The sequence below is a fragment of the Collinsella sp. genome (genome assembly GCF_052346665.1).
GTDB lineage: Bacteria > Actinomycetota > Coriobacteriia > Coriobacteriales > Coriobacteriaceae > Collinsella.
Genome location: NZ_DAWDUX010000019.1, coordinates 1 through 25,517, shown reverse-complemented (window position 1 = coordinate 25,517; position 25,517 = coordinate 1). Strand labels below are relative to the sequence as shown.

The window sequence follows — 25,517 nt, the reverse complement described above, 5'->3', positions numbered from 1 at the left end:
GATGCGGAACCCGAGCGGGTCGATGGCCCAGCCCCACTGGCTCTCCTTGAGGTAGGGATTCTTGGTGCCCGCAAAGGCGTTGCCCTCGGTCTTGGGGGCGTCGGAGCCCTCACCCGCGGAGCAGCGCGTGGAATAGTAGCTGAAGGAGATGAAGTCGACCGTGTTTTCGGCCAGGATCTGCTTATCCTCGTCGGTCATGCCCACATCGATGCCCTCGCGCTCGAGCTTCTTGAGCGCGTAGGACGGATAGTACCCGCGGCTCTGAACGTCGACGAAGAAGTAGTTGTCCTGGTTGGCGAGCTGGGCGGCGCGCACGTCCTCGGGGCGACAGCTGTAGGGGTAGTAGCTGCCCGCCGCGAGCATGCAGCCGATCTTCACGTCGGGGTCGATCTCGTGGGCGATCTTGGTGGCCCAGGCGCTGGCGACGAGCTCGTTATGGGCGGCCAAATACTCGACGGCCTTCTTGTCCTCGCCCTCCTCGAACACCAGGCCGGCGCCCATGAAGGGCAGGTGCAGGATCATGTTGATCTCGTTGAAGGTGAGCCAGTACTTCACCAGGCCCTTGTAGCGGGTGAAGAGCACGCGGGCGAGGTTCTTGTAGAAGTCGATGAGCTTGCGGTTGCGCCAACCGCCGTATTCCTTGATGAGGTGGATGGGGCAATCGAAGTGCGTGATAGTGACGAGCGGCTCGATGCCGTGCTTCTGGCACTCGCGGAACACGTCCTCGTAGAAGGCAAGGCCGGCCTCGTTGGGCTCGGACTCGTCGCCGTTGGGGAAGATGCGCGTCCATGCCAGGCTCATGCGGAAGGTCTTGAAGCCCATCTCGGCGAAGAGGGCGATGTCCTCCTTGTAGTGGTGGTAGAAATCGATGCCGGTCTGCGCCGGGTAGAAGTACCCGTCCTCGAAATCGAGCATCTTGCGGACACCCATACCCACCGCGAAGCGATCCTTGCCGTGAGGCATCACATCGACGTTGGCCAAGCCGCGGCCATCGACGTCATACGCACCCTCGCACTGGTTCGCAGCGGTGGCGCCACCCCACAGGAAGTCGTCACGAAAACCCATCTTGCATCCCTTCTCGCGCGCCGAGCCCACTGCCCCATGCAGCATGCACTCGGCGAACCTTAGCTCCAGTATGCCGAGCGCGAAAGTCCGCCACAATGCCTCAGACCGATGCTGATACTTCTTTTCTATGCCGTTTTACGAACTACACAACGCGATTGATACATCCTGATACCTTTTGCGAAATCCCCAGATCGTCATTGGGACCACATGGATTCAGGCTCCGTGCATCCCTATTCGAAGTAATGCATCTTGTTGGTGGGAAACCCGATGGTCACGGCGAAAAACTCCCCCGGGCGCGCGTCCGCCCGCACGGAAAGCCCCATCTTGCCGCATAGGCGCTTGACCAAGTACAGGCCAATGCCCGTGGCTCGTTTGCCCGTGCGTCCATTGTCGCCCGTGAACCCACGATCAAAGACGCGCGGCAGCTCCGCTTGCTCAACCCCGCAGCCGTTGTCACGGACCTCGAGCTCCACGCGCTCCGTCGCGCGCCCCTCGTCGACCAACCTGCTGGTAAACACGATTTCGGCACCCTCTCCTTGGGCGTACTTCGCGCTGTTCTGGATAAGCTGGCCCAGGATGAACGTCATCCACTTCTCGTCGGTAAACACCGTGTGGTCAAGCCCTCTACGAAACGGCGACACGTGGGCGCCGATGAGCACGCGCGCGTTCGCGCGAACTGCGTCGCCCACGAGCTTCTGGAGGTCATAGGCGCGAATGAGGTAATCGCGATCAAGCGACTCGGAGCGCGCAAAGAACAGCGCCTGTTCGATGTAGCCCTCAACGCGGTCGAGCTCCTCGCCGAGCGCCTCGGTCTTAACAAGGAGTTTCTCTCCCGTCTCGTCGGCGGGCGCTGCCTCCATAAGGTTCTCCAACATCAAGTGGGAGGCGGCCAAGGGCGACTTGGCCTCATGCACCCACGTTTCGACGTACTCGCGATAATCCTGGGTCTGACGACGATACTCAGCCACGTCATCATTGGCCGCTTTGGAAACGCGGCAAAGTGCCTCGTACGCCAGGCGCCCTTCCAAAAACTCGGGTCTATCCATCATCTCGGTGATCCACAGGGGATGCTCGACATCATCGATGCATGCAACCAAGTCGGCGTAAAATGAGCGCTTTCGGCGGTAATCGACAACGAGCGCCACCAGTGCCGACCCCACGATCAGCAAGGCCATCAGCGCACTCACTGCAAACCCCGCGCCGCCCACCGCGGAAATGAACGCGCAAAGCGCCGCCGCGATGCAGGCAAGCGCCATGTGAGGCCATGACGAAGCAAGGAACTCGGATAACTTCATCGTGCACCCCTACACCGAGTAGCCGCGACCGCGATGCGTGGTGAGATACCCCGTGATCCCGATTTTTTCCAGCGTAGTGCGCAAACGGTTGATGTTCACGGTGAGCGTGTTGTCGTCCACAAAGGCGTCGGAGTCCCATAGGTCGCGCATGATCGCCTCTCGGCTCACAATCGTTCCCGCATGGGCGATAAGCAGCGAGAGGATGCGCATCTCGTTTTTGGTGAGCTCGATGGAGCGGCCGGTCTGCGTTGCGGTTGCCGTGGAGCGCGACAGATCGAGGGCCACGCCATTGTGCTCGAGCGCGCGGCTGGAATCCGATGCGCCCTTGACGCGACGCAGCAGCGCCTGCACACGCGCAACGAGCACGCGCGCACTGTAGGGCTTGGGTATGAAGTCGTCCGCGCCCATGGTCATGCTCATGACCTCGTCGACCTCGGTCACGCGCGACGTGAGCACGATGACGGGGATGTCAGACTGCTGGCGCAGCTCGCGGCAGACAAGTTGCCCGTCCGTGCCCGGCAACGTGAGGTCGAGCAGCACAAGGTCGGGGCGGGCGGCCAGGATATCCTCGACCACGTGATCGAAGGTAAGGCAGTACGAAGTCTCGTAGCCCTGACGCTCGAGCACTTCGATGACCTCGTTGCGAATGGGGGCGTCATCCTCGACCACGAATATGCGCGCCATGCCACCACTTCCCTTCCACCGCCTCGTGCGCGAGGGCGTGTTCGCCGCGCGCGTGCAGCCGATTGACGTTTTGTCGTGCTTTCATTATGCCCCGCCTAGCCTCGCAACGAGAACGGCAAGCAAAGAGCTTTCATCAATGTAAGGAGCCGGCACAGGCGCGCGGGTGGGCGATTGCCTCCGCATGAGGGGCAACTTCTTCCGCGAGAGTTAACTTTCGCGGAACGATACACACGAATCGCGGCAAAACGGGCTGCGAGAGTTAACTTTCGCGGCAGGAATGCGGCTGAGGGAGACCGGCGGCGCGGGTAAGGGCCCGGTTGCGCGTAGCACATCAGGCAAAGAGCTTGCGGACGTCAGCCGAGAGCTGCGCCGCGTCACCGCTGGTCGCTCCGCGCTCGACCACCACGCCGTGCTCGTCGGAGATGAGGAACACGGCATCGCCCTCACCCGCAGCGCCCGCAACCTGCTCGGCCGTCACGCCGTCCACCAGCGAGCGTTCAACCGCATGACCGCGAACAGCGGCAAGCTGCTCTACCAGCGTTGCGGCACCGCAAAGAGCCTCGCCGGGCGCAGCGGCGAGCAACACGCGACCATCGGCGGTAAGCACGCCAAGAAGTTCGGGCGCCACCCCGGTGCCCGCCGCCTCCGCACGCGCGATGGAGGCACGGGACACAAGCGCGGCACGCGACGTATCCGCCAGCGGCTCATACGGCCCAACGCTCATAAGGGCATCGCCGTTCACATCGATCACCAGCATGAGCACGCCGTTCGGATCCTCATACTCCCCTGCCGCAAGCGACCATTCGACATGTTGTTTGGCCCATGAAAGCATGTTCGTGGTGAGGGGCGCACCGTTGACCACGCGCTGCGACAACGCTCGAATGTGGCGGTTGATGAGCGGAACCTGTCGGCGGTTCATGCGCCAACGGCACACCAAGGCGGGGTCGGCCAGCTCGAACTTCTCAAGACCGCGCTCCTGCTCGGCGCAAAACATCTCGTACGCGGCGCATTCCTCAGCCGAATTGAAGAACGGTTCGATGTCGCTCACGGCGAATCCTCCTAAGCAAAAACGTACCGGGAAAACAATTCCCCGGCACGTTCAAATCACATACAACACCCTCGGGCAAAGGAAAGTCGAGGTACACCACCCAGCTCGATCCAGGTCGGCGAGGTCTTTCCAGGTTCCCTAAAAACCCTCCAAACCGGCGAGGGCTTTCCAGGTGCCGCAGATTGGGGTGAAAGAGGAGGGCGCACGCCTAACGTACGGCGCCCGACGATTGAACCCCAAGGTGCGGTGTCTGGGAAGCCCGCAGCAGCCCGTTGCTGCTTAGTGACGGAAGTGACGGGTGCCGGTGAACACCATCGCGATGCCATGCTCGTTGCAGGCGTCGATGGACTCCTCGTCACGCACGGAGCCGCCAGGCTGGATGATGGCGGTCACGCCGTGCGCAGCCAACGTGTCCACGTTGTCGCGGAACGGGAAGAAGGCGTCGGACGCGCACGCGTAGCCGTCGGCCTCCCAGCCCAGGCGCTCGCAAACCTCTTCGGCGCGCTGGCAGGCCAGCAGCGCGGAATCGACGCGGTTGGGCTGACCGGGGCCCATGCCGATACCCATCTCGTCCTTGGCGATGAGAATGGCGTTGGACTTGACGGTCTTGCAGACCTTCCAGGCAAACATGAGGTCGCGCATCTCGGCATCCGTGGGCTTGCGCTCCGTGGGGAACGTGAAGGTGGCCGGGTCCTCGTCGACCGTGTCGACGCGCTGGACGAGCATGCCGCCGTCGACGGTGCGCATCTCGAGCTTGGCATGGCCGGAGGCCGCACCCGTGGCGAGGACGCGCAGGTTGGGGCGCTTGGCAAGACGCTCGAGGGCCTCAGGCGTAAAGCTCGGGGCAATGAGAACCTCGACGAACAGCTTGTCGCGGTCGGCAAAGTGCTCGACGAGCGACAGCGGCACCTCGCGGTTGACGGCAACGATGCCGCCGAAGGCGCTCTTGGGGTCGCACGCGAAGGCGCGGTCGTAGGCCTCGGTCACGTCGCCCGCCACGGCGGAGCCGCAGGGGTTCTGATGCTTGAGGATGATCACGCCGGGCTCGTCGAACTCGCGGACGGCGTTCCAAGCCGCCTCGGCGTCGAGGAAGTTGTTGTAGGAGAGCGGCTTGCCCTGGAGCTGCTCGGCGCCCACGAGGGGGGCGTCGGAGGAGAAGAGCGGGGCGTTGGCGGCGTCGAAGCGGTAGACCGCGGCGGCCTGCTGCGGGTTCTCGCCGTAGCGCAGGTCCTGGGCCTTCTCGAGCCTCATGCCCATGGACGCGGGGGCAGCGAACTCACCCTCGGCGGTGAGCGGCGCGGTGGTGGCACCCTCGACCTGGGCGGCGAGCCAAGTGGAGATGGCGGTGTCGTACGCGGCGGTGGTGGTGTAGACCTTGACCTGCAGGCGGCGGCGCGTCTCGGGCGTGGTGGCGCCGTCATTGGCGCGCATCTCGGCAAGGACGGCGTCGTAATCGGCGGGGTCGGACACCACGGTCACGGCGGCGGCGTTCTTCGCGGCGGAGCGCAGCATGGAGGGGCCACCGATGTCGATGTGCTCGATGGCGTCGGCGAAGGTGACGTCGGGGTTGGCGACGGTCTTCTCGAACTCGTAGAGGTTCACGCAGACGAGGTCGATCATGCCAATGCCGTGCTCGGCAGCCTCGGCCATATGCTGCTCGGAGTCGCGACGAGCGAGCAGGCCGCCGTGAACCTTGGGATGCAGCGTCTTGACGCGGCCCTCCATCATCTCGGGGAACCCGGTGTACTCCTCAATCGGGACGACGGGGACGCCGGCCTCGACGAGAACCTTGGCGGTGCCGCCGGTGGAGATGATCTCGACACCGAACTCCTCTGCCAGCGCCTTCGCGAACTCAACCACGCCGGTCTTGTCCGTAACCGAAATCAACGCGCGCGAAACCTTTCCAAGGTCTGCCATGTGCCCTCCTTCGCAGGGGTGACGCGCCGCAAGCAGCGTGCGCATCTCTATCTAACATGCACCTACTGTACCGCAGGCGGCAAACACTCACATCGCTCAACGCGCGCGATTTGGAGAACTTGCCGAGAAACCATGGCGTTTGCGCGAAAAATATGAGGTGAACGACGGGTTCCACGAACGCACCACAACACGTGCACGCTGCGGTGGTAGAAACGAGAGGACGACAGGAGGATCCATGGTCTCGCGCGTAACGTATAGGCCTTTTGACGAAGGCGACTTCGAGGATATTGCCGCCATCATTCAGGAGGCGTGGCACACCGAAGTCCCCTCGCCCGAATACGGATTTCTCGAGGCCTGCAACGACCTCTCATACTCGCTCTCCATTTCCCCCTTCTCGCAGGTGGCCCTTATCGACGATAAGCCGTGCGGCATTGTGCTCGCTTGCCCGAGCGCCACGCGCGTCCGCGCCCACAAGCGCTGGTTCGTCATGTCCAAAGACTACTTCCGCCGCATGCGCGAACTTGAACCCGAGGCTGCCGCCAATTACTGGAAGGGTGTCCAACTCACCGAGTCTAAAAATGACAAGCTGCTGAGCGACAGCGGTTTTGCCGGGTCAACGGAGATCACCCTGCTCGCGGTTGGCGAATCGGCACGCGGTATGGGCATTGGCAGCGTGCTTATCGATGCGGCGACCACGTATTTGGCCGAAGAGGGCGCACAGCGGGCGTTCCTCTACACCGACACCGACTGCACCTGGCAGTTCTATGAACACCACGGTTTCAAACGCGCCGGCACGTATCGCAGCACGCGCGAAGAGCGTCGCCTGCTCCCCAAAGAGATGTACGTGTACGGACTGGACCTCTCCGCTTAGAATCGACGCCGCTGTCCTGTAGCCCTCGCATGCATCACGGGATCCCTCGGACTTCGCGCCGCGCAAAGCCGATTCATCGCACAAAACATCCCCTGCATGCCGCGAATCGGGCGTTTTTGTAACGAGTTCTCGGACGAGGCGAGTAGCAGGGAAATCCGGTCGGCATTTCCGCAGGTCACAACTGTTCGATGATGGCGTCTACTCGAGCCGTTCTGATTTTCGTTACAAAATCGCCCGATTTGCGGCATGCACTTGAGCTTGTGGGGCGCGAGAGGCGCCCAACAAGCGAAAGATGCGGCTTGTCGCCACCAGAATGCGCGTTAGAAGCTGCCGCCGCCTCCGCCGCCAACGCCCCCGCCTCCTCCACCGGAGAAGCCGCCACCAAAACCACCGCCCGAGCTGCTGGAGCTCGAGGAAAGTTCCGCGACCGTGGCCTGGTACGCATCGTGCATCTCGCTCATGGGCGAATGCAGGCCACCGTGACCGTAGTACCACCAGTAGCTGGGATAGTAATACATGCCGTTCTCGTCCTCGCGCAGCTCGTTCGGCACGGCGTCGGCAAGCTGACGCAGAACCTCGTCGCTTACGCCGAACGCCACGGCGAGTACGAGCATCTTGTTCCACAGGATGAGGTCATCGGGCACCGCCTCGTCCAGATTGGTGAAGTCCTCGAGCCAGCGCTCGAGCGCCTGGCAGCGGTTGAGCAGCTCGACAGCTTCGGATGAGTACATCTTCGCAGTCGCGCCGATGATCGCCGCCGTGACGGACATGCCGATACCCAACAGCACGAACGGCAGATTCGCTGCGTCCGTGTAGAGAATGAAGAGGACGGCAACGATTATCAGGATGATTCCGATGCCCCCCATACCGAATTTGAACCCGGCGGGAACGAGGTTGACGAGGTTCCGGCGCTCGAGCTCCCCGCTCACCTGGTCCTTGAACTCCTGCATGAGATCACCCGCGTCCTCGCCGTCTTTGAGCGCATCGAAACTGACCTCGTCACCGTTCTTCGCGCCTGCACCGAAGTACAGGTTGATCGCGGCCAGATCGATGGGGTCGTCCACGCGCTCACGTGCGACGAGTTTGAGCGAGTACTCCTCGACGGTCTTCTCGCCCAGGCCGAGGAAACGGCTCTCGGTACGAGACTCGTGGTCGATCGCGATCACGCGGTCGTCGGTGAGCTTCATGAGGGTCGCCACGAAGGCGCAATCCTGAACCGAGCCGCCGTACACGAGCGCGGAGAGCACGGCGGGGTGGTCGTTGGACGGGAGGTCTCGGAAATAGGTCTCCTCGAAGACGGGCTTAGGGCTGGTGTACTTGGTTTTGCGCAGGTACACCGCTATCGCCAAGAGTGCCGCCGGGCCGATTGTCAAGATGCCCGTACCGACCGTGGCGGTCGTGCGGGCGCGTTCGCGCTGGGCGTTCGCCTCGTCCGCCCACGCGGCCTCCTCGGAAAGTATGGTGTCCAGGCGCGCATCACCCATCGCCGCCAAGCCGGGCACCCAATCCGTCGGGAACGCAACGCGAACCTCGGCAAATTGGCCCGCATGGACACGCGGGGCAGTTAGGGTCACCACGGGGTTGGCGACATCCCCATCATCGAGCACCACGCTTCCATCAAGCGGACCGTGGCCCCATGAGCGGAAATTGGCATCATCGGTGCCAGTGGTCGCCGGCGTGCCCTCAGAAGCCCCCGCGAACATCACGTTCAACTCGACGTCCTCGGCATCCTCCTCCCACTCGGGACCGATGAATTGCCAATAGAGCTCGGCGGTGTCGGGCCACGCCATCACGGCACCCGTGATCGTGTACGAAACCCACAAGGTCACCTCATCACCATCTTCGCGGGGGACGAAGACCTTGAGTTCAAGGGCGTCGCCCTCGTCCGAAACCGTGTAAACGTGCTGGTCACCCGGCTCCGCGGAGGCGACTTCCTGCATGGGCTGGGAGGCACGACGAGCGTCCGCCTCTGCCCCCTCACCGACCGAACCGTCGTACTCATACACGCTGGAGACCGTTACGGATGAGGTCTGGCCCTGCTCGTTTTGCGCAAAGGGGATGCTCCAGTACACGCCGTTAACCGTGTCCTCAAAGGCAAAGGTGCGCTCCTCGGTGACATTGAGGTCGCCGTTCTCCATAACCTGCGCCTGAATGTTCACGCGTGGAAGCGAGTACGTGTCCGCATGGGCAGTCGCCGGGGCAACAAGCGCGAAGACGAGCGCGAGGACGAGGCCGCAGAACGTGGCGAAAAGGCGCAGCGAGCATGAGGCGCGGCGCTGACAGATGACGCGGACAGGAGATGAGGAATGCGGGCGTGCGAGCATGGGACGCACCTTTCTCTATGTATACGTGCGCCCATTGTACCCGTGCGGGATTCGGTTCTGCCTCGCGGTGCCCCGCGACCCCGCAAACGGCATGCGCCGGAACGGGAGCTCTGCCAAAGCTGGCACGGAAAGCAGTTCAAAACTCGTTTAATCTATCGTGGCCTTGCATTTCCACGTGGGCGCAGCCAGCCCGTAACAGGCCGGCAATTACCTGGCAGCCATAGTCAATTTGCCGTGCCATGCGGCGGTATACTCAGGTTGCGCGCACGCGCCAGATCGACCGAAGGAGTGCATATGGCTATGAACGAGAACGTCGCGAAGGTGCTTGAGGAGCAGATTAACAAGGAGTTCTACTCCGCATACCTGTACCTCACGTTTGCCGACTATTACGAGGACCGTGGCCTCAAGGGCTTCGCAAACTGGTACGAAATCCAGGTCAAGGAGGAAGTCGACCACGCCATGGCAATGCGCCGCTACCTGCTTGACAACGACTACAAGCCCACAATGTTCGCCATTGAGCAGCCCAGCATGCACTTCGAGAACGACCTGGACCCGCTCGTTGCCGGACTGGCCCACGAGGAGTACGTGACGAGCCTCATCCATCACTGCTATGAGGTGGCACACGAGGCGCACGACATTCGCGCGCTGCGCATGCTCGACTTTTTTGTTAAAGAGCAAGGCGAGGAAGAGGCCAACGCTCGCGACATGGTCACCAAGATGAAGCTGTTCGGCAGCGATCCCAAGGGCCTGTACGACTTGGACCGCGAGTACCAGGCCCGCGTGTACACGCAGATGACTGCGTTGCCGCTGTAAGGTCGACCGGAAAACTTGCTAAGCTCCGAGGCGTCTCATTGGAAAGAACGGGGCGCCCCTTTCGCATAAGGGTAAAATTCGGGGCTTAAACTGTGCACGCACTAGGTGCGGTCGAGAAGGGCCAGGTGCCTCGCAATCAATACGTGACTCTTTAACATCCTCCCACCTCTTAAGCCTTCATCTCACGCCCCCAGCGGCCGTTCGACTTCCGATCTCTCATTGATATGGCAGGCATCTAGGAAAGACTAGAACAGCTCCGGAACGTCCATCTGCTCGACATCTACTGTAACCGTTTAACCGGACGGCGGAACCGCCTATCTTGCTCTACCGCCATCTAGGTCAAATAGAGGCGTTCGATATCTATCAGACACATGGCACGTAATAGGCATCGGGCCCGCGCTTTGCAGCCAGAAGATCGCCGCTCTTAACGAGCTTTCTAATCTCGTAGTATGCAGTATCGGGGCCGACGTGCAACAACTCAGCTACATCCCTCTTGGATACCTGCCCCTGCTTTCGGGCAAGCCTCATGATGAGCTCCGGATAGCGTATCGAATCGATGTCCGCCTGTCGGACATACTCCTTGATTTGTCCCGAGCGCTTATAGACCTTCGAGCTCAGACGGTATTCCCTGTGGGCAGCCGACCCGACTGCCTCAACCAGACCCGACTCGACCAGCAGCTCAACCACCTGAACAAGCTGGCTCTTCCTCACGTCGACGGTTCTCGACAGCATCTCAATGGTTGCGCGGCGCATGCGCTTGAGCGCATCGAGCACGAGCAACGTCTGGAGCGGGAGCGGAGCGGCTCTCTTTTCTGACTCTTCCGCGATGAGCCTGATGAATTCTTGGTCGGGCTCACTTCGGGCGATAAAAAGATTTACAGACGTCGGCCCCGATTCAGAATAGTCTGGAAGCGGTTTCCCCACCAGCAAAGACCCCTCATAGATTCGATCGATCCCGCGTCCCGTTCTCTCGGCAAGGCCCACGCGCTTGAGCGCGTCCATAAGGCACGGATTCCTGCCATGGGGATCGGCGGTCAGGAGGTTGTCGATTGATATGCCCTCGATAAACCCACCGGGATTGGAGATCGTGAGGCCCATATCGTCAATCAAGACGCGGACCCTTCCGAGCATCGAGTAGTCCCTGTGACCAAACGCATTTACCAGCGCCTCGCGTATGGCACGGCCGTTAAACGTCTCAACTGGGCTAGTAAACAACCCAAGAGAAACTTCTGTGACGGGATTCCATGGCTTAATTGCATGGGCGATGTCTTCGATAGCGCGCAGCAGAGAGCCCTTGTACGTGAGGTTGACCTTGACATCCGTGCCCACAAGGACCTGAAGAGCCGCCTCCGAAGTTGGAACCGCCTTTGCGAGAACATCCTCGCGACCGATCATGAGCAGGCCCGTCAACGTCGGCATGATTCGACCTGCAACGGTCGTGGTGAACCCCAGCGCCTTCTCGAGCTCCTCATCATTGAGTTCCAAGAGCGTTTTGTCGCTGTTGTTGTATTTCCCAACTATATTTCGCAGGTTCTCCCGTGCCACGGGATCAAAATCCTCACGAGCGGTATCGGGGACGGGCTGGGCGGAATAATCAAGACGGCCCAAATCAGACAACCGCGTTGAAATCTCATATGGATACATGGGAATGCTCTCTGGCTCCCCATTCGCCTTGAGGCGGCGGCGCAAGATGCGCCCCTGAGCCGAGGCGATAACGCTTGCCGATCGCGGGACCTCGATGCGAACGACGGGCTTTCCGCTCTCCGTCAAGATGGTTGTCCGCACGGAAACGGATGGTACCGTTTTGTTTGCGATCATAGCGTTCATCTGCAGAGGGTCTCGATGCTGAGGCTGGGCGCCAGTGGGAACGCCATCGTCCTCGACGCCTATGTATAGCTCGCCTCCATCAGTGTTGGAAAGGGCAACCACCTCGTCGACAATGACGCCTTCCGCGATTGTCTTGCGGTCACTTTTAAACTCGATTGACAAGGTCTCGTGTTCCGGAATGCCCATACTCAGCCCTCCTTATATCTGAATCTATATCTGAAATTATATCTGAGTTCAGATATATCCCGCTATTATCAGATATAGATTCCGATATAGAGTTCTATGGGGTCGATAGCCAAACTTTTGATTGGAACTGGACGGGAATCAGGGCTGCTAGCAACTCTCCTCAGCCCCTTCCCCGCGCACAGTCGAGTTCGTCCGCACGGCTTCGATAGGCACGGAACTGCCCACGGCATGCTCGAACTCTTCAACCTTGTAATCGACGGCAATGGAGTCGATTCTCGCATACTCGAGAGCAATAGCGGTGCTCGCCACCACTGTGAGAATAAAGGTTGCTATCATGATCCACAGCATCTGAATCACACCTCTTCGGCCACGAACGAATAATAGGAGCGCATCTCTCCATACAGCCGCTTTCCAACCGTAGCGTTCTTCAAAAGGTAATACAGAGACGCGAGGCTCAACAGATTGAACGACCCTTCCGCAGCCGTAAAACGAAAGCATCGATAAAGGGTCATGGGATATGAATCTTCATTAGGAACGGTCTTTGGCACTGCGATGCCCTCTTGCAGCAGCTTGTTCCGTGCAGCCCCGATTTTTTGATACTCGTCGTGGTCCGCAATCCCCGCATGTATTCTGTCTGAATGGTACTGAACAAGAAAAGAAACCATGGTTGAACAAGCGAGCGTGAAGGCAAGCCGCTCATTTGCATAATAGGACTTCTCGGTTGCCAAGGCCGAATCAACCATGAGGGGCTCAGCCACAAGCACTGCATAGGTTAGGCAAGCCGCAATCTGATGCCTATCAATCAGGGCGGCATCGTCTTGATAGTAGGCCGATCTGCAATACTGTTGAAATATAGATAGGCGGCGTATATTCTGTCCCTTGCGGCCGCCAAATCATCGCACCTAACGCCCCCTTCCCTCACACTTACAATATATAACACCTCATAGCCACCAATACACAATGCAGAGCTGATGCTCCTCATGCGGCACGATCTTTGAATGCGCGTTGGCAATGAGGATGCAGTCTCCCCCTAGATCCTATCTTTTTAGAAACCCTTTCAACAAAGAGAGCGACTTGCGGTTTGCAATGCAAAAGAAGGCAAGGCAAACAAGCGAAAGCAGGCTAATCTCTACAAGCGAAGAAGCAGCCGATGCCGCCAACGAAGAAATAATGACAGCGACGGCACAGGCAGTGAGCTTCCACCAGTCGACGCGTAGGGAACAGTACTTGTCAGTTTGCCTCAGACGAATGACGAGGATGGTCGCATTTCCGATAAGGTTGCCCAATGCGGCACCCATAAGGCCACTTGTCGGAACAAGGACAAGCGACAAGACGATATTGACGAGAGCCCCCGCCAATGTTGTAGTTGCAGCGCCCTTGGTATCCCTCGCACACATATAGAGAACGCCGGCAAAGGCCGAAAGCGCGTTAAGAACAGCCCCAAGATAGAGAAGGGCGACGACATCAAAGCAAGAATGGTATGCAGAATCCATGGCAATCTGCACAAACAGCTTTGTCAACGGCACTCCAGGAATAAGAAGAGTGACAAGCAGCAAGGCATATTGATTGAAAACCTTGGAAAAATAAGCGTCCTTATCCTTCCTGCTAAACAGCATGACGGCTTGCTCTTGCCACGCAGGAGTAAAGACATTTGACACCATCGATAACGCAGATGGGAATTTCATCGCGACAGAGAAAACACCATTTGCCGAGTAACCCATAAAGCCGACGATGATTAGTCTGCCAAGCATGGTCATCGCCCACCAGCTCAACTGATTTGGCAACAGAAAAAGCGAATAGCGGAGCATTTCCCATGCAGCGCGTACATCGACACCAGAAAAAGCGAAGGTTCTAAGCTCCCTTTGCGGGATAACGAGAAAAAGGGAGGCGACGCATGTTGCGGCCAGCATCGCATAGAGCAGACCTTGGTATCCCACCTGAAGCCTAGCGACAAGAAGATAGCATCCCAAGCAGTAAACAAGCGAATAAATGACGCCAGAGATAGCAAACAGTTTGTTGTTATGGAGACCACGTGTTCCATACTGGAAGCTCTGGAAGAGACATCCCAATACAACGAGGGCATACATCAAGGGCGCATCGGAGAATCTGAAAACGACCCAACAAAGCCAATAAATTGCAGAGAAAGACGCTGTTAAGCCCACAAACAAGCCAAGCCACGTTGAGTAGATGCTTTTCTTATCGGCATGATCATCGATAATCCAGCGGAATAATGATTCTGGAATCGCGAGGACTGCAATCGGCTGTAAGAGCGCCACAACGGTATATACCATATCGTACACGCCCATGTCGCCCGTGGCGATGTAATGCGTGCAGAGCGGGATGATCAGCAACGTCAGAATCTTCGATCCGAACGTGCCTATGGCGAAGATACCGGTGTTTTTCAGCAGATTCTTCGCATGTGACTGTGGCTCTTGCTCCGTAGTCGCCCCATTTTTAACATCAAAACTCAAATTTGATTACACCAACCCAAACTTGCCTGCAAAGTACTTTGCCGAACCCACTATTCCAAACTCATTAAGAGCATCGCGAGTCCGCAAAGAGGAGCGTGCGATGCGATCGAGGCGGCCCTGCACAGCAGGAGCTGTGGATAAACGAGGGTCTCGAGCGAGAAAACTGGACAACTCCCGAGGCAGGGCATCGCGAACATCAGCAAGGTCGCCATCGCAGAGTCCGGTATATGCGAGCACCTTTGCGTTGTCGAGAACCCTATCGACCATGCGGTCATAACGCACCTGTGGAATATAGCCATATTCCTTAAGAGCGGGCCCACAGTGAGACTCGTATAACTCCAATGTCACCTCGCGAGTTTCAACGGGAAGTACCAAACGGTACAAGTCAAGGACATCGGCCCAAGCTTGATGCTGGGATGTCGCAGCGTTGAAGTCTTCACCCGCGGCATCGGGATTTTGAATCAACAGCGCAATCATCCACGCTACATCCTTCGCCCAAGTAAGAGCGCACTGCTTTTTCATCATCTCGGGAACGACCGGAACAGGAAGCCCCCTCATGGCACGCCAGAGCCAGAGGCCGCATTCATACGTACCCAACTGAAATCTGCCCACACCACCGCCGGAAAACGTGATTGCAGGCCGAATGATGGTCCAGTTATTAGTTGGCGAACCACGCAGGACATCCTCTTCCAACGCCTTGATGATTGCGTATTCGCCCCCGGAGCGGTACTTCTTGTCGGGACAAGACTCGAGAAGCCGAGGACTGCTCTCGTTGATAACAGGGAAATCAGCAAAGACGCGATAAGAAGAAAGGAATACGTAGCGCCCCGTCGAGCCAAGCAGAGAAGGCAATATTCTGCGAAAGGCATCGGGCGTCCACGTCATAAAGTCCACGATGGCGTCATAAGAACTGTCCTTGAGCACGACGTCCAGAAAGCTTGGGTCTTTGGCGTTGCCCTGAAGGTAAGTTATAGCCCCCTCTGACCTTCTGGCGCTGCGAGAAGTAACGAAGACCTCCCAGCCCAGCGAGACAAGCCCCTTTTGGAGGTAGCCGCCCATGGCACCCGTACCGCCAAGCAGCAATGCCCTCATCGGATAAGCCCCTTCAACGCACGGACGCCTTTCTCGCCAAGAGCGGATTTGATGGCAGCCTTTGCATTGCCCATCGCACTTTCTTCGATGCCATAAAGAAGCCTGAGCGCCTCGGTATCATCTTCGGGCCGAACGAAGGCTTCGACCAACACAGGTCGCACGCGCGGCTCGGGCGAAGTCAGCATGTCAATCACCGAAAGGTACTCTTCTTTGTTCTCAACCCCCCGATACTCAAAGCCAAGATCCTCGGCGAAGTGCCGAACAAGATCACGAGATTGATGCCCATAGTGTCCGCGCGCACTCACATAAGCGTCCGCCTCTTCGCCAAGGGGATATGCACGGTTGATATGGTTCTTAAATTCAACGCCACAACCATTATTGACAATGAGAATACGCAGGTTGTTCCCCACATGGCGGTTTCCAAGCGCATTCATGTCATAGAAAAACGCGAGGTCGCCAAACACCCCAAAGCAAGGGGCGTCGGTGCCAAGCGAAGCACCCAAAAGGCTCGATACGCCACCATCGATGCCAAAACCACCGGTGTTGCAGTAGCCACGGATGCTATTGCCCTCAAAAAGGCTCCAAGTGCGAAGCGAATTGTAGATACCCATATGCACGATGGACTCTTCGGGGAAAAGCGGCATGGTTTGCTGCGCCATCCATGCGTTGGAAAATGGGAGGTCGGGAATCTTCTCCATGATCGCATCGACTTCACGCATGCACTCATCGCGGAAGTTCGACACCCTCTCGCCACCCATACCGGCATATGTTTCGAAGAACCGCTGCTCGGACATTTCAAAGACATTCTTCAGGCACCCAAACGTGTCACGCACCTCACCGTCGAGATTGACGCGCCATGTCTCCTTTATTCGCCTGGGCACAGAGCCTCCGGAGGTATGACCGATATGGATGAGGATGTCGATATTCTCAGCAGAGGCAATAGCCTTTCCTTGGGAGAAGAGGAGGGACGGATTAACTCGATACTTTCCCCAGTAGTTGCTCGTCTGATCGCAAAGCACGCATGCACCATATGTCTCACAAAACGCGTCGACACTTGCAGTGAGCTCGCTATCCCAACGGCTGTGAGCGCCCACGTACACGGCAACGCGCGAACCGCGCGGAATTACTGGGAAATCATCATCCGGCGTATAGCGGAGAATGGCACGGCTCTGTTGAAGCTCGTCTGTATCGTAAACCTTGGTATAAGTGGTAGTTAGATTGATGTGAACGGGACCGCCGCCATCGCGACGAAGCTCTAGAAGTGCCCTGTTAATGGCTATGTTCGAATATGCAGCATCTTCGGCACTCTGTATGATGGGCACCTGTACGCTCAATTTAACGGTATCGACAGGCTGGACGGTCCGGTCGATAGCTTGTTGGATGTTCTGCCCAATACGAACAGCGTGTTGGGTCGATGTTACGGCGAGCACGGGAAGCTTACGATAGTACGCCTCGGTAAGTCCAGGAAAATAGTTTCTTGAGGCCGTCGCCTGCGTGCAGCTGAGTGCGACTGGCTCGCCTGTCTCCTCGGCCAATCCGCATGCAATATAGGCTGCCGAACGTTCGTCAACAGATGAATAGACCTGGAAGAACGGATCTCTTTGAAGGCTGACCACGAACGATATATTCGTGGCCCCAGGTGAGGCGACGACTTTTCGCACCCCATGCTGCTTCATGAGGCTCATGAGCATCTGGGCATTCTTCTCTTCTGTATACTTCGCACCCATACTGGGCTCCTTTCCCTTAGTTGTTCAGAAATGCTTCGAGGTCATTAGTAACCGCTAACTCGTCTAACTATGTAGCCCTCAGTTGCGTTTTCGCGGGGAATGATCCGACAGGGGTTGCCAACAGCAATGGAGTGCGCCGGAACATCTTGGTTCACGTAAGCCCCAGGAGCAATGAGCACATCGTCCCCAATGCTCACACCACCGACAACCGTGGCATTCACGCCAACAAAGACACAATTGCCCAATGTCGGCACCCCTTTGCGCTGCCCGCGGTTTTCTGCGCCAATGGTGCAGCCTTTCGAAAGGTTAACGTTCGTGCCGAGCGTCGCGTTCCCGTTGACGGTTATGGCCCACGGATGCCCAAGATACAGCCCCCCACCGCATTTGACACAGGGACCAATCTCGATACCGCAATGGTTAGATAGATGTTTGCGAGGTATTGCGAACAGCAGTTTTCTTATGCCTCCCGCTTGACATTGACGCAGGTAGAAAACATAGCGGTATCCAAGGTCCTTTGCCAGAAGCGAAAGGCTCGTTCGTTTGCTTCCGTAGGTATGGAAGGAATCAAGGGCGAATATCCTTGGCGATAATCCCATGTCCTACTCCCTTTCTTCGCCAAGTAACGACGCGAGGGCACCCCGCAAATACCGCAAGGACTGTTCCCGAAGAGCTGCGACACGCTTCGAGGAAGCGGCGTAATCGATGCTGCAGGCAATGTCGTCCGCATCCGAGACACCCCGCCGCAGGAGTCGATGCTCAAGACCGGCCATGCGAAGGAAGTTCTCGATTCGGACATTCTGAGAAGCGGAGCTTCCCGCCTTGAAACGTTCGAAAACTGAAAAGTCTCGCTCGAAAATAGACGAGAACACAAGCCCGTGGAAGGAATCCGTACACACATAGGATGCCCGGTCGATAAGGCTGAGGAACTCAAGCGGTCCAACGCCAGAAAGCGCCAATCCATCCCTACGGACATCTCCGTTGAAAACTGGAACCATTACGAGCTTGAGCCCCAAAGTCTTCGCAATCCCGCGAGCACGCTCCCAATTCTCCTCGGAACGACCGAGAAAATAACAAAGGCAATACTCATCCGAGACGAGATGCCCATCTCTGCGAGAAATGGAACGCCAGTCGTCGGCCTCGAGCAAAACAACCGGATCGCACACCACTTGGCACTCCCCGTCGCAAAGCTCCTCCACCATTCTTGCGCCCTCAGCTTCACGAGCGCTCAACGCATCAAACTTGCGAACAAGCGGCGCCATTGCAGCAGAAGCCTCAGCGGGCAGCTTGTCGCAACCAAAACTCGGCGCATAGGCAATCCTGAGCCTGTCATCGGCAACGAAGTCGAGAAAATAGCGGGGATCGTAGCATCGAGGTGACCACACCTGATCACTCCCGCATACAAACGCATCGAAATGGGAGTTCAGAATTGAGAAATCCTCAAACAAGGAGACGGGCTCAGTCTCGCGTATATATTTGGATGCAAACGCATGAAAGGCAGCATCCTTCTCATCAGATACATATGGAGCAGCACCCATTAGGCGCTGCTGGCATACACGGGCCGCCCTAAAGGGCTTGCTTTTGCGTAGCGAAGATTGATTACGCTGCTGCCAGGGTGCAGGATCGTAGTTCACGAGCCTCGCATCCGCGCCCATGTTCCGTAGCGTACGCTGCAATGCATACGCCTGAAGCACACTGCCGTAGTTCTGAGACTGATACCAGGTCATCTGCGCGATTCGAGCAATCGGTTTGCTAGAGTTCATCTACCACTCCCTTCTCTGCATTTCTCAAGCCTTCGGCAAGAAGGATGAGAGGAACGCAGACTACCGCGTTCATTGCATGCCACTCAGTGAAACCGAAGATGAAGGTGGTCAGTAACGCCGCGACATAAATTGGCTCACGAACTCCGCCCCAAGCGAAGAATCGTTTGACAAGAACAAGAATCCATGCGAAGCCCGCAATTCCGATATTGAATAGAAACGAGGCATACATGCCGTCTACGGTATGAATGTCGTGTATCGTCCCCCTGATAAGCACGATGCCCTCAAACGCATGGTGACCAAAGATGCTCAACCCAGAATAATTCCATTGAGCCCACCACAAAGCTGGCCTACCAGTTAGGAAATCACTTGCCGTTTGACTAAAGGCTGGACCAGTAAACCAAATTGCGCTAATCCAGTAAGTCAATAAAAAGAGCATTAGAGGAATTCCAAGAGTAAACCTAGGAGCCCATTTGGAGAAGCTCCTACACGAACGTCTTTTCCACACTTTTAAGATGAAAACAAACATGAAAAAAAGCAGCAAGGACACGGCCGAGGTACGGGAGCCGGCGATATAGAAAATAACCGAAGTGGCAATGCCGCCAACAAGTATCTTGACCTCAAGTCCAACATCAAATCGGCACCACATTGCCATAGCCCAGACAAAAAAGACGGCAGCACAATAGTTTGGGTGAACAAAGAGGAGCGCTCCACGGCTGGAAGAGATTCCACCAATGTTGAGCCAGGTTTTTCCAACGGATTCGCCCAGCACCCCAGCAACCACATATATGCACAGCATTGAAACGAGAATGACCGTTACGGCTCGCGCCCAAGATCGGATAATCGCCTGAAAATCGATCTCGTAAGCGGCTGACAGAATAAGCGAAGTCGTCAGCAGCACAGACTCACCGGACAATAGATAAGATAGAATTCCCAGACAAACGCCCACCAAGCCCAATCCGCTCGACGAGCCCTTTATCACGAGTACAACGGTTCTGAGCAAAAGGAAGGCGCAGCCGAACAGCTGAAAGACCTTAAGAAGCGCCTCAAACGATTCAAAAAGAATAATGGACTCTAAGAAGAACTTAACGAATAGAGACCAGAATCCCAGCCAGAAGAGCACACTGCTCATATCCATCGGCGAACGTCCCTTAGTCTGTTCAACACAAGAACTATTCACCATGTGCAAGAACCTTCCAGTACTTCTCTGCAACGTCATCCCAGGTGTATAAAGAAGCGATTCTGTATGACCGCTTAGCGACATCCCGATAAAGATTGCCGTCGTCACAGAGTTCAATAAGACGCGCAACGGCCTTATCCACCCAACAATCGCTATCGATCTCGCATCGTATGGCGCTTGAATCGTCGAACAGCGCTGCCGCGCCACAAGACCCAGAGACAATGGGCACGCAGAAGGAGGCTGCTCCCTCTAGAACGGACACATTGAAGGTGTCAAATCTGCTGAGCCCGGCATAGAAATCTGCGTTCTGGTAGAGATTCACCAGCTCATGCTTATCGGTGATCTCCCCTCGATATTCGAGCTCAACATTGCCATTCCTCGCAATCTGCTCGCAAAGAGCGCGATTGGAGCCAACGGCATCGGTATCACGTCCGCAGACAATGAGCTTAGGTCTAGTCCCTGTCCTTTCGGCATACTGGGAGAGAACGAGGAGCGCAAGGTCACAGGCCTTGCGCTCCTCGTATCCCCCGGTCGTTATAACGACCGGGGGATACGAGGAGCGCTTTTTCGAAAGCAGGCTCTTCGAACCAATCTCTCGATCCACATCAACGCCATTGCCGATGACGGTCATGTTCTTTTTGCGCCCATAAAGCCTTCCGAGCACCTTCTTCTCGAACTCGGAGACGCATATGAGATTTGGATACTCCCTAATTAGTTTCGGCTCGATCCGTAAATCTCGATCCAAAACAGGGCGGTATTTCTGCTCTTCGGCAGCAATCCCATGTACGACGAGATAATATGTGTTGCGATGATCGATCTTGGACAGCAGGCATAAGATCAGGGGAATCCTGAACCCGTTTTGATGAACGCAAATCGAATACCCCTTATAAGCAAAAGGTATCTTCGCAACCAGTCTGAGAACGTCCACAAAGGTGGAAACCTCCTCAATTTGGCAATTATGCTTTTTTGCAAGACGGGTATGCACCGCCCTCGCAACACCAAGAGGCCCCCTTGTCCCGTCGAGTCGGCCGATGAGGAGGACTTTTCCGCTAGGAACGCTCATAAACGATATCCTCTTTTTGCTCGTGCCTTGCGAGGAATTCATCTATATCCCCCACAACGCGCGCCGGATTCCCACAGATAATCGAACCGTCCGGGAAATCTCCCTTGACGATCGACCCCCCCCCGATAATGCAATCGTTCCCAATGGTGGTTCCTGGTAGAATCATGGAATTAGCCCCAATAAAGCAATTCTTGCCAATTGAAACGGGCTTAAGGAACTTGCCGTGCTCGCTACGACGGGAAAACAGCGCTTTGTCGATGCTATAATCATGGACGAGAATCGAGGTGCCATAGGATATGGTCACGCCGTCCCCAAGGGTTATCAAGTTGTAACCGGCGGCATCAAAACGACATTCGGGACTTATCCATGGGTCGCCATACTCAGAGAATTGCTTCGAGATATTGACTCCCAACCACGCCAAATAACGTGGATATAGCCGCTTGTATGTCTTGTTTGACAGCTTGTTGAGTGCCACAAGTAGGAGCTTAATCGGCATCTTTGCGAAGCGTTTATACCCCTGAGAGCCAATAGCGGCAAGATCAGCTTGCTGCATGGTTTTCCTTTCCCTTAAGCAGTTCCACTGCCTGTGAATATCCCTCTACCACGTGCGAGCGCACGTCAGCGATCGTCTCCCTGCAGCCGCCTGTGTCATACGTGATGACCGGGGTTCCGCAGGCCTCAGCCTCCAAATTCACCGTCGGGTAGTTGTCCTCGACTGTCGGGTTGAAGAAGACGTCCGCGGTCGTGTAGATCCCGGCGAGCTCCTGCGGGGAATCCGTCCTCGTGAGACCGATGATCTCCTCCGGGAGCGATTTGATCTGCTTTGCGGAGAGACCCACGAGCACGATGGCATATCTATCGGAATCCAGCTCCCCGGCCAACCGCACGAAGTCTCCCAGACCCTTGCGCTCAGTCCAGGGGCTCGCGACGCCCAGGATCATGAAGCGGTCGCCGATGCCATGACGCTCGCGAAAATCACTCGGAGTGGGCTTGAACACTGAATTGTCGATGGTGTTGTGGCGCACCTCAATGGGATAGTCCTTCAAGAAGCTCTTCCTCACCAAATCGGCCAGCCACTGCGAAGGGCAGATGAGCGTCAAGCGCTCCGGCGGGACGCTGGTAAAGATGCGCCTCTTATCTTCGAAATTCCTCGCGCAGTTCGATTTGCAGATTGTCCTGGGATAGGCATCCGGCTGCGGGCAGCCCTCCGAGTACGCACAATGAGTCATCCATTGTGCGCACTTCACATATGTGAAGTGCGCACAATGGCCGGTGAAGGCCCAGCAATCGTGCAGGGTCCACCTCACTTGACAATGGTGGCCCGCTAGCCAGGCGAACAGCATCTCGATGTTCACGTAGTAGCCGTGAATGTTGTGCAAGTGGACGACGTCGGGGTCGATCTCGTCCAACCGAGCGAGAAGCCTCTCGGTGTCGCGTTTGGAGTAGAAGCCCATCCGGTCTCGAAGACGCGTCATCGCGCCGTGCAGATACACCTCGGGCTTGGATGCGCAGCATGCCATGTGCTCGTCGATGGTTTCATGCCTCCTGCCCCACAGGCAATAAGAGTCAACACCGGAATTCGATAGCTGGGCGTGAAGGCCGCGCATAATGGAGCCGGTCGACCCGTTGTAGAAACTATTAAGCTGAACGTAGCGCAGCGGCCTACTAAGCCCCTCTCCCAGCGTCAACGCCTCGCCGACAAGCGCTTCAGCAGTTTTAGTGTCACTCGAGGCCATTACAGACGCTTCCTCCACACCATCTTGTCCACGATGCCGGTGTAGGATTGGATGATCTTGACCACCTTGGTGGACACGTTCTCGTCGGCGTAGTCTGGCACGGGGGCCTGGGGGAGCGACCCCTCCGCGTCCAGTGCCACGGCGGTGCGGACCGCGTTCAGCAGGCCGCGCTCGTCGACGCCGGCGAGGGTGAAGCAGGCCTTGTCGAGCGCCTCGGGGCGCTCGGTGGAGGTTCGGATGCACACAGCGGGGAACGGCTTTCCGATGCTCGCGAAGAACGAGCTCTCCTCGGGCAGCGTGCCGGAGTCGGAGACCACGCAGAACGCGTCCATCTGCAGGCGGTTATAGTCGTGGAAGCCCATGGGCTCGTGCATGCGCACCAGCGGGTGCAGCTCGAAGCCGGTCTCCTCCAGGCGCTTGCGGCTGCGCGGGTGGCAGGAGTACTGGATGGGCATCTGGTACTCCTCGGCGAGCCTGTTGATGGCGCCGAAAAGCGACAGGAAGTTCGCCTCGGTGTCGATGTTCTCCTCGCGGTGCGCGGAGAGCAGCATGTACCTCCTCGGCTCGAGCCCCAGGCGCGCGTGGGTGTCGGACGCCTCGATCTTGGGGAGGTTGGCGCGCAGCACCTCGGCCATGGGCGAGCCCGTGACGTAGGTGCGCTCCGGCGCGCACCCCGTCTCCTTGAGGTAGCGGCGCGCGTGCTCGGAGTAGGCGAGGTTCACATCGGAGATCACGTCGACGATCCGGCGGTTGGTCTCCTCGGGCAGGCACTCGTCCTTGCAGCGGTTGCCGGCTTCCATGTGGAAGATCGGGATGTGCAGGCGCTTGGCCGCGATGGCCGAGAGGCAGGAGTTGGTGTCGCCGAGCACGAGCAGGGCCTCGGGCTCCACCTCCCGCATCAGGTCGTAGGAGCGGGCGATGATGTTGCCCATGGTCTCCCCCAGCCCGTCGCCCACGGCGTCCAGGTAGATGTCCGGGTCCGCCAGCTCGAGGTCGCGGAAGAAGATGCCGTTGAGAGTGTAGTCGTAGTTCTGCCCGGTGTGCGCCAGAAGGCAGTCGAAGTGCCGGCGGCACTTCTTGATGACCTCGGACAGGCGGATAACCTCGGGGCGCGTGCCAACGATGACAAGGAGTCGAAGACGACCGTCATTGGCAAAAGAGACGTTGGAGTAGTCGGCTGCCATAGGGCTAGACCTCCTCGTAATACGTGTCGGGGTTCTCGGGGTCGAAGGGCTCGTTGGCCCACATTACGGTTACGAGATCCTTGGTATCAGAAAGGTTCTCGATGCAGTGCGTGGTGCCGGGCGCCATCTCGACCACCACGGGGTCGTCGCCGGAGACGCGGTACTCGTCCACGGGGAACGGGCGGCCGTCGGCGTCCAGGCCGACGCGGCGCAGGCGGATGGACGCCTCGCCGGAGACCACCAGGAAGCGCTCCCACTTGGAGTGGTGCCAGTGGTTGCCCTTCGTGACGCCTGGCCCGGAGACGTTGACGGAGACCTGGCCGCGCTCCGGGGTGCGCAGGAACTCGGTGAAGGAGCCGCGCTCGTCGCGGTTGGCCTTGAGCGCGTAGGCCCGCGAGCCCTCGTCGTAGTAGCTCTCGAACGTGCTCCACAGCTTCTTGGAGAACGAGCCATCCGCGAGGTCGGGCACCGAGAGGTCGGCGCGGCTCGCCCTGAACGACTCGAGCAGGTCGACGATCTCGCCCAGCGTGGCGCGGTCGGTGGGACGGCACGCGCAGAAGTCGTCGCCCTCGATCTCCGCAAGCCCGTCGTAGCCGCAGTGGCGCTCCTCCCCCAGCAGGGCGGAGAGCATCTCGGCGACCAGGTCGTCGATGTAGAGGAGCTCCAGCTCGACCGAAGGGTCGTTGACCGTGTATTCGCGGTCATTTGCTATAGCATCGCAGAAGGTCGCGACGGCGGAGTTGTAGTTGGGGCAGCACCACTTGCCGTAGAGGTTGGGGAACCGGTAGATGAGCACCGGCGCGCCCGTGCGATCTGAATACGAGCGGAACAGCTCCTCCCCCGCCAGCTTGGACTCGCCGTACGCCGATCCCGCGTAGCGCCCGACCAGGCTCGCCTGGACGGAGCTCGCGAGCATCACGGGGCACGCGTTGCCATGGCGCTCGAGCGCCGCGAGCAGGTCGGAGGCGAACCCGAAGTTGCCCGCCATGAACTCCGCCGGGTCCTCGGGGCGGTTTACGCCCGCGAGGTTGAACACGAAGTCGGCACGGGCGCACATCGCGTCCAGCTCCTCCGCCGTGGTCCCGAGGTCGCACTCCATGACCTCGAGCGGCAGGAGCGCCCGGAAGCGCTCGCGACGGTCCTTGCCGTCGCGGATGGCCTTCAGGGCCTCGCAGAGGTTGCGGCCGACGAACCCCTTCGCGCCGGTGACCAGGACGCGCATCCTACTGCACCGCCTCGTGCTCGCGGCCCTCGAGGGCCAGCTGCACGTACTCGGC

22 protein-coding genes are annotated in these 25,517 nt (G+C 58.1%); 2 read left to right on the top strand and 20 right to left on the bottom strand.

Annotation, left to right across the window (positions count from 1 at the left end):
• The 5 genes from ACT8II_RS04960 to purH form a co-directional block, all read right to left on the bottom strand.
• Positions 1-1,065: 6-phospho-beta-glucosidase (locus tag ACT8II_RS04960; protein WP_443813161.1), on the bottom strand; the 1,065-nt coding region annotated here is incomplete at its 3' end.
• 230 nt (positions 1,066-1,295) lie between these two features.
• A complete protein-coding gene (locus ACT8II_RS04955; RefSeq protein ID WP_407496799.1) occupies positions 1,296-2,360 on the bottom strand; it encodes a sensor histidine kinase in 1,065 nt (354 codons plus the stop codon).
• A gap of 9 nt (positions 2,361-2,369) precedes the next feature.
• Positions 2,370-3,044, bottom strand: coding sequence for a response regulator transcription factor (locus ACT8II_RS04950; RefSeq protein ID WP_443813158.1), 675 nt, complete (start codon positions 3,042-3,044; stop codon positions 2,370-2,372).
• 331 nt (positions 3,045-3,375) lie between these two features.
• Positions 3,376-4,092 carry a hypothetical protein gene (locus ACT8II_RS04945; RefSeq protein ID WP_407496796.1) on the bottom strand — a complete coding sequence of 239 codons (717 nt, stop codon included), beginning with the start codon at positions 4,090-4,092 and terminating at the stop codon, positions 3,376-3,378.
• A 279-nt stretch (positions 4,093-4,371) separates the two neighbouring features.
• Complete coding sequence (purH, locus tag ACT8II_RS04940) at positions 4,372-6,009, bottom strand: bifunctional phosphoribosylaminoimidazolecarboxamide formyltransferase/IMP cyclohydrolase (RefSeq protein WP_330005428.1); 1,638 nt, start codon at positions 6,007-6,009, stop codon at positions 4,372-4,374.
• A gap of 235 nt (positions 6,010-6,244) precedes the next feature.
• Here purH and ACT8II_RS04935 point away from each other — a divergent pair, with 235 nt between their 5' ends.
• On the top strand, positions 6,245-6,880 hold the full coding sequence (locus ACT8II_RS04935; protein ID WP_118653474.1) for a GNAT family N-acetyltransferase: 636 nt from the start codon (positions 6,245-6,247) through the stop codon (positions 6,878-6,880).
• A gap of 320 nt (positions 6,881-7,200) precedes the next feature.
• Here ACT8II_RS04935 and ACT8II_RS04930 read toward each other — a convergent pair whose 3' ends face one another.
• Positions 7,201-9,204 (bottom strand): DUF2207 family protein, encoded by a 2,004-nt coding sequence (locus tag ACT8II_RS04930; protein ID WP_443813156.1) that lies wholly within the window; start codon positions 9,202-9,204, stop codon positions 7,201-7,203.
• Positions 9,205-9,498: 294 nt separating this feature from the next.
• On the opposite strand from ACT8II_RS04930, the gene ACT8II_RS04925 reads away from it, so the two are divergent.
• Complete coding sequence (locus ACT8II_RS04925) at positions 9,499-10,017, top strand: ferritin (protein ID WP_294123772.1); 519 nt, start codon at positions 9,499-9,501, stop codon at positions 10,015-10,017.
• Between the two features lie 363 nt (positions 10,018-10,380).
• Here ACT8II_RS04925 and ACT8II_RS04920 read toward each other — a convergent pair whose 3' ends face one another.
• From ACT8II_RS04920 to ACT8II_RS04855, 14 genes are all read right to left on the bottom strand, one after another.
• On the bottom strand, positions 10,381-12,030 hold the full coding sequence (locus tag ACT8II_RS04920) for an RNA-binding domain-containing protein (protein WP_304291453.1): 1,650 nt from the start codon (positions 12,028-12,030) through the stop codon (positions 10,381-10,383).
• Between the two features lie 147 nt (positions 12,031-12,177).
• On the bottom strand, positions 12,178-12,378 hold the full coding sequence (locus tag ACT8II_RS04915; protein ID WP_302742076.1) for a hypothetical protein: 201 nt from the start codon (positions 12,376-12,378) through the stop codon (positions 12,178-12,180).
• A 5-nt stretch (positions 12,379-12,383) separates the two neighbouring features.
• On the bottom strand, positions 12,384-12,788 hold the full coding sequence (locus tag ACT8II_RS04910; RefSeq protein ID WP_443813153.1) for a hypothetical protein: 405 nt from the start codon (positions 12,786-12,788) through the stop codon (positions 12,384-12,386).
• Positions 12,789-13,067: 279 nt separating this feature from the next.
• Positions 13,068-14,501: a lipopolysaccharide biosynthesis protein gene (locus ACT8II_RS04905; protein WP_118653468.1), complete on the bottom strand. Its 1,434-nt coding sequence runs from the start codon at positions 14,499-14,501 to the stop codon at positions 13,068-13,070.
• 6 nt (positions 14,502-14,507) lie between these two features.
• Entirely contained in the window at positions 14,508-15,593 is a 1,086-nt protein-coding gene (locus ACT8II_RS04900; protein WP_443813151.1) for an NAD-dependent epimerase/dehydratase family protein, read from the bottom strand.
• Positions 15,590-17,320 carry a thiamine pyrophosphate-binding protein gene (locus tag ACT8II_RS04895; RefSeq protein WP_302742079.1) on the bottom strand — a complete coding sequence of 577 codons (1,731 nt, stop codon included), beginning with the start codon at positions 17,318-17,320 and terminating at the stop codon, positions 15,590-15,592. The genes ACT8II_RS04900 and ACT8II_RS04895 overlap by 4 nt, the downstream gene beginning before the upstream one ends.
• 44 nt (positions 17,321-17,364) lie before the next feature.
• The gene (locus ACT8II_RS04890) at positions 17,365-17,916 is read right to left on the bottom strand and encodes a serine acetyltransferase (RefSeq protein WP_118653466.1); all 552 of its coding nucleotides are present in this window, start codon (positions 17,914-17,916) and stop codon (positions 17,365-17,367) included.
• Between the two features lie 3 nt (positions 17,917-17,919).
• The gene (locus ACT8II_RS04885; protein WP_118653465.1) at positions 17,920-19,080 is read right to left on the bottom strand and encodes a polysaccharide pyruvyl transferase family protein; all 1,161 of its coding nucleotides are present in this window, start codon (positions 19,078-19,080) and stop codon (positions 17,920-17,922) included.
• A complete protein-coding gene (locus tag ACT8II_RS04880; protein ID WP_147352836.1) occupies positions 19,070-20,260 on the bottom strand; it encodes a hypothetical protein in 1,191 nt (396 codons plus the stop codon). The genes ACT8II_RS04885 and ACT8II_RS04880 overlap by 11 nt, the downstream gene beginning before the upstream one ends.
• Positions 20,250-21,362: a glycosyltransferase family 4 protein gene (locus tag ACT8II_RS04875; protein ID WP_443813148.1), complete on the bottom strand. Its 1,113-nt coding sequence runs from the start codon at positions 21,360-21,362 to the stop codon at positions 20,250-20,252. Before ACT8II_RS04875 ends, ACT8II_RS04880 begins: the two co-directional genes overlap by 11 nt.
• On the bottom strand, positions 21,307-21,873 hold the full coding sequence (locus ACT8II_RS04870) for an acyltransferase (protein ID WP_118653462.1): 567 nt from the start codon (positions 21,871-21,873) through the stop codon (positions 21,307-21,309). Before ACT8II_RS04870 ends, ACT8II_RS04875 begins: the two co-directional genes overlap by 56 nt.
• On the bottom strand, positions 21,860-23,056 hold the full coding sequence (locus ACT8II_RS04865) for a glycosyltransferase (protein WP_118653461.1): 1,197 nt from the start codon (positions 23,054-23,056) through the stop codon (positions 21,860-21,862). The genes ACT8II_RS04870 and ACT8II_RS04865 overlap by 14 nt, the downstream gene beginning before the upstream one ends.
• The gene (locus ACT8II_RS04860; RefSeq protein ID WP_118653460.1) at positions 23,056-24,240 is read right to left on the bottom strand and encodes a UDP-N-acetyl glucosamine 2-epimerase; all 1,185 of its coding nucleotides are present in this window, start codon (positions 24,238-24,240) and stop codon (positions 23,056-23,058) included. Before ACT8II_RS04860 ends, ACT8II_RS04865 begins: the two co-directional genes overlap by 1 nt.
• A 4-nt stretch (positions 24,241-24,244) precedes the next feature.
• Positions 24,245-25,462 carry a polysaccharide biosynthesis C-terminal domain-containing protein gene (locus ACT8II_RS04855; protein ID WP_118653459.1) on the bottom strand — a complete coding sequence of 406 codons (1,218 nt, stop codon included), beginning with the start codon at positions 25,460-25,462 and terminating at the stop codon, positions 24,245-24,247.
• Between the last annotated feature and the right edge of the window lie 55 nt (positions 25,463-25,517).

Excerpts from the sequence above, each read along its gene's own strand:
- ACT8II_RS04875 (WP_443813148.1), bottom strand. The coding sequence starts at position 21,362 with ATGAATTCCTCGCAAGGCACGAGCAAAAAGAGGATATCGTTTATGAGC.
- ACT8II_RS04930 (WP_443813156.1), bottom strand. The coding sequence starts at position 9,204 with ATGCTCGCACGCCCGCATTCCTCATCTCCTGTCCGCGTCATCTGTCAG.
- ACT8II_RS04865 (WP_118653461.1), bottom strand. The coding sequence starts at position 23,056 with ATGGCCTCGAGTGACACTAAAACTGCTGAAGCGCTTGTCGGCGAGGCG.
- ACT8II_RS04935 (WP_118653474.1), top strand. The coding sequence starts at position 6,245 with ATGGTCTCGCGCGTAACGTATAGGCCTTTTGACGAAGGCGACTTCGAG.
- ACT8II_RS04890 (WP_118653466.1), bottom strand. The coding sequence starts at position 17,916 with ATGGGATTATCGCCAAGGATATTCGCCCTTGATTCCTTCCATACCTAC.
- ACT8II_RS04880 (WP_147352836.1), bottom strand. The coding sequence starts at position 20,260 with ATGGTGAATAGTTCTTGTGTTGAACAGACTAAGGGACGTTCGCCGATG.
- ACT8II_RS04860 (WP_118653460.1), bottom strand. The coding sequence starts at position 24,240 with ATGGCAGCCGACTACTCCAACGTCTCTTTTGCCAATGACGGTCGTCTT.
- ACT8II_RS04920 (WP_304291453.1), bottom strand. The coding sequence starts at position 12,030 with ATGGGCATTCCGGAACACGAGACCTTGTCAATCGAGTTTAAAAGTGAC.
- ACT8II_RS04950 (WP_443813158.1), bottom strand. The coding sequence starts at position 3,044 with ATGGCGCGCATATTCGTGGTCGAGGATGACGCCCCCATTCGCAACGAG.
- ACT8II_RS04900 (WP_443813151.1), bottom strand. The coding sequence starts at position 15,593 with ATGAGGGCATTGCTGCTTGGCGGTACGGGTGCCATGGGCGGCTACCTC.
- ACT8II_RS04915 (WP_302742076.1), bottom strand. The coding sequence starts at position 12,378 with ATGCTGTGGATCATGATAGCAACCTTTATTCTCACAGTGGTGGCGAGC.
- ACT8II_RS04855 (WP_118653459.1), bottom strand. The coding sequence starts at position 25,462 with ATGCGCGTCCTGGTCACCGGCGCGAAGGGGTTCGTCGGCCGCAACCTC.
- ACT8II_RS04925 (WP_294123772.1), top strand. The coding sequence starts at position 9,499 with ATGGCTATGAACGAGAACGTCGCGAAGGTGCTTGAGGAGCAGATTAAC.
- ACT8II_RS04870 (WP_118653462.1), bottom strand. The coding sequence starts at position 21,873 with ATGCAGCAAGCTGATCTTGCCGCTATTGGCTCTCAGGGGTATAAACGC.
- ACT8II_RS04895 (WP_302742079.1), bottom strand. The coding sequence starts at position 17,320 with ATGGGTGCGAAGTATACAGAAGAGAAGAATGCCCAGATGCTCATGAGC.
- ACT8II_RS04955 (WP_407496799.1), bottom strand. The coding sequence starts at position 2,360 with ATGAAGTTATCCGAGTTCCTTGCTTCGTCATGGCCTCACATGGCGCTT.
- ACT8II_RS04885 (WP_118653465.1), bottom strand. The coding sequence starts at position 19,080 with ATGAACTCTAGCAAACCGATTGCTCGAATCGCGCAGATGACCTGGTAT.
- purH (WP_330005428.1), bottom strand. The coding sequence starts at position 6,009 with ATGGCAGACCTTGGAAAGGTTTCGCGCGCGTTGATTTCGGTTACGGAC.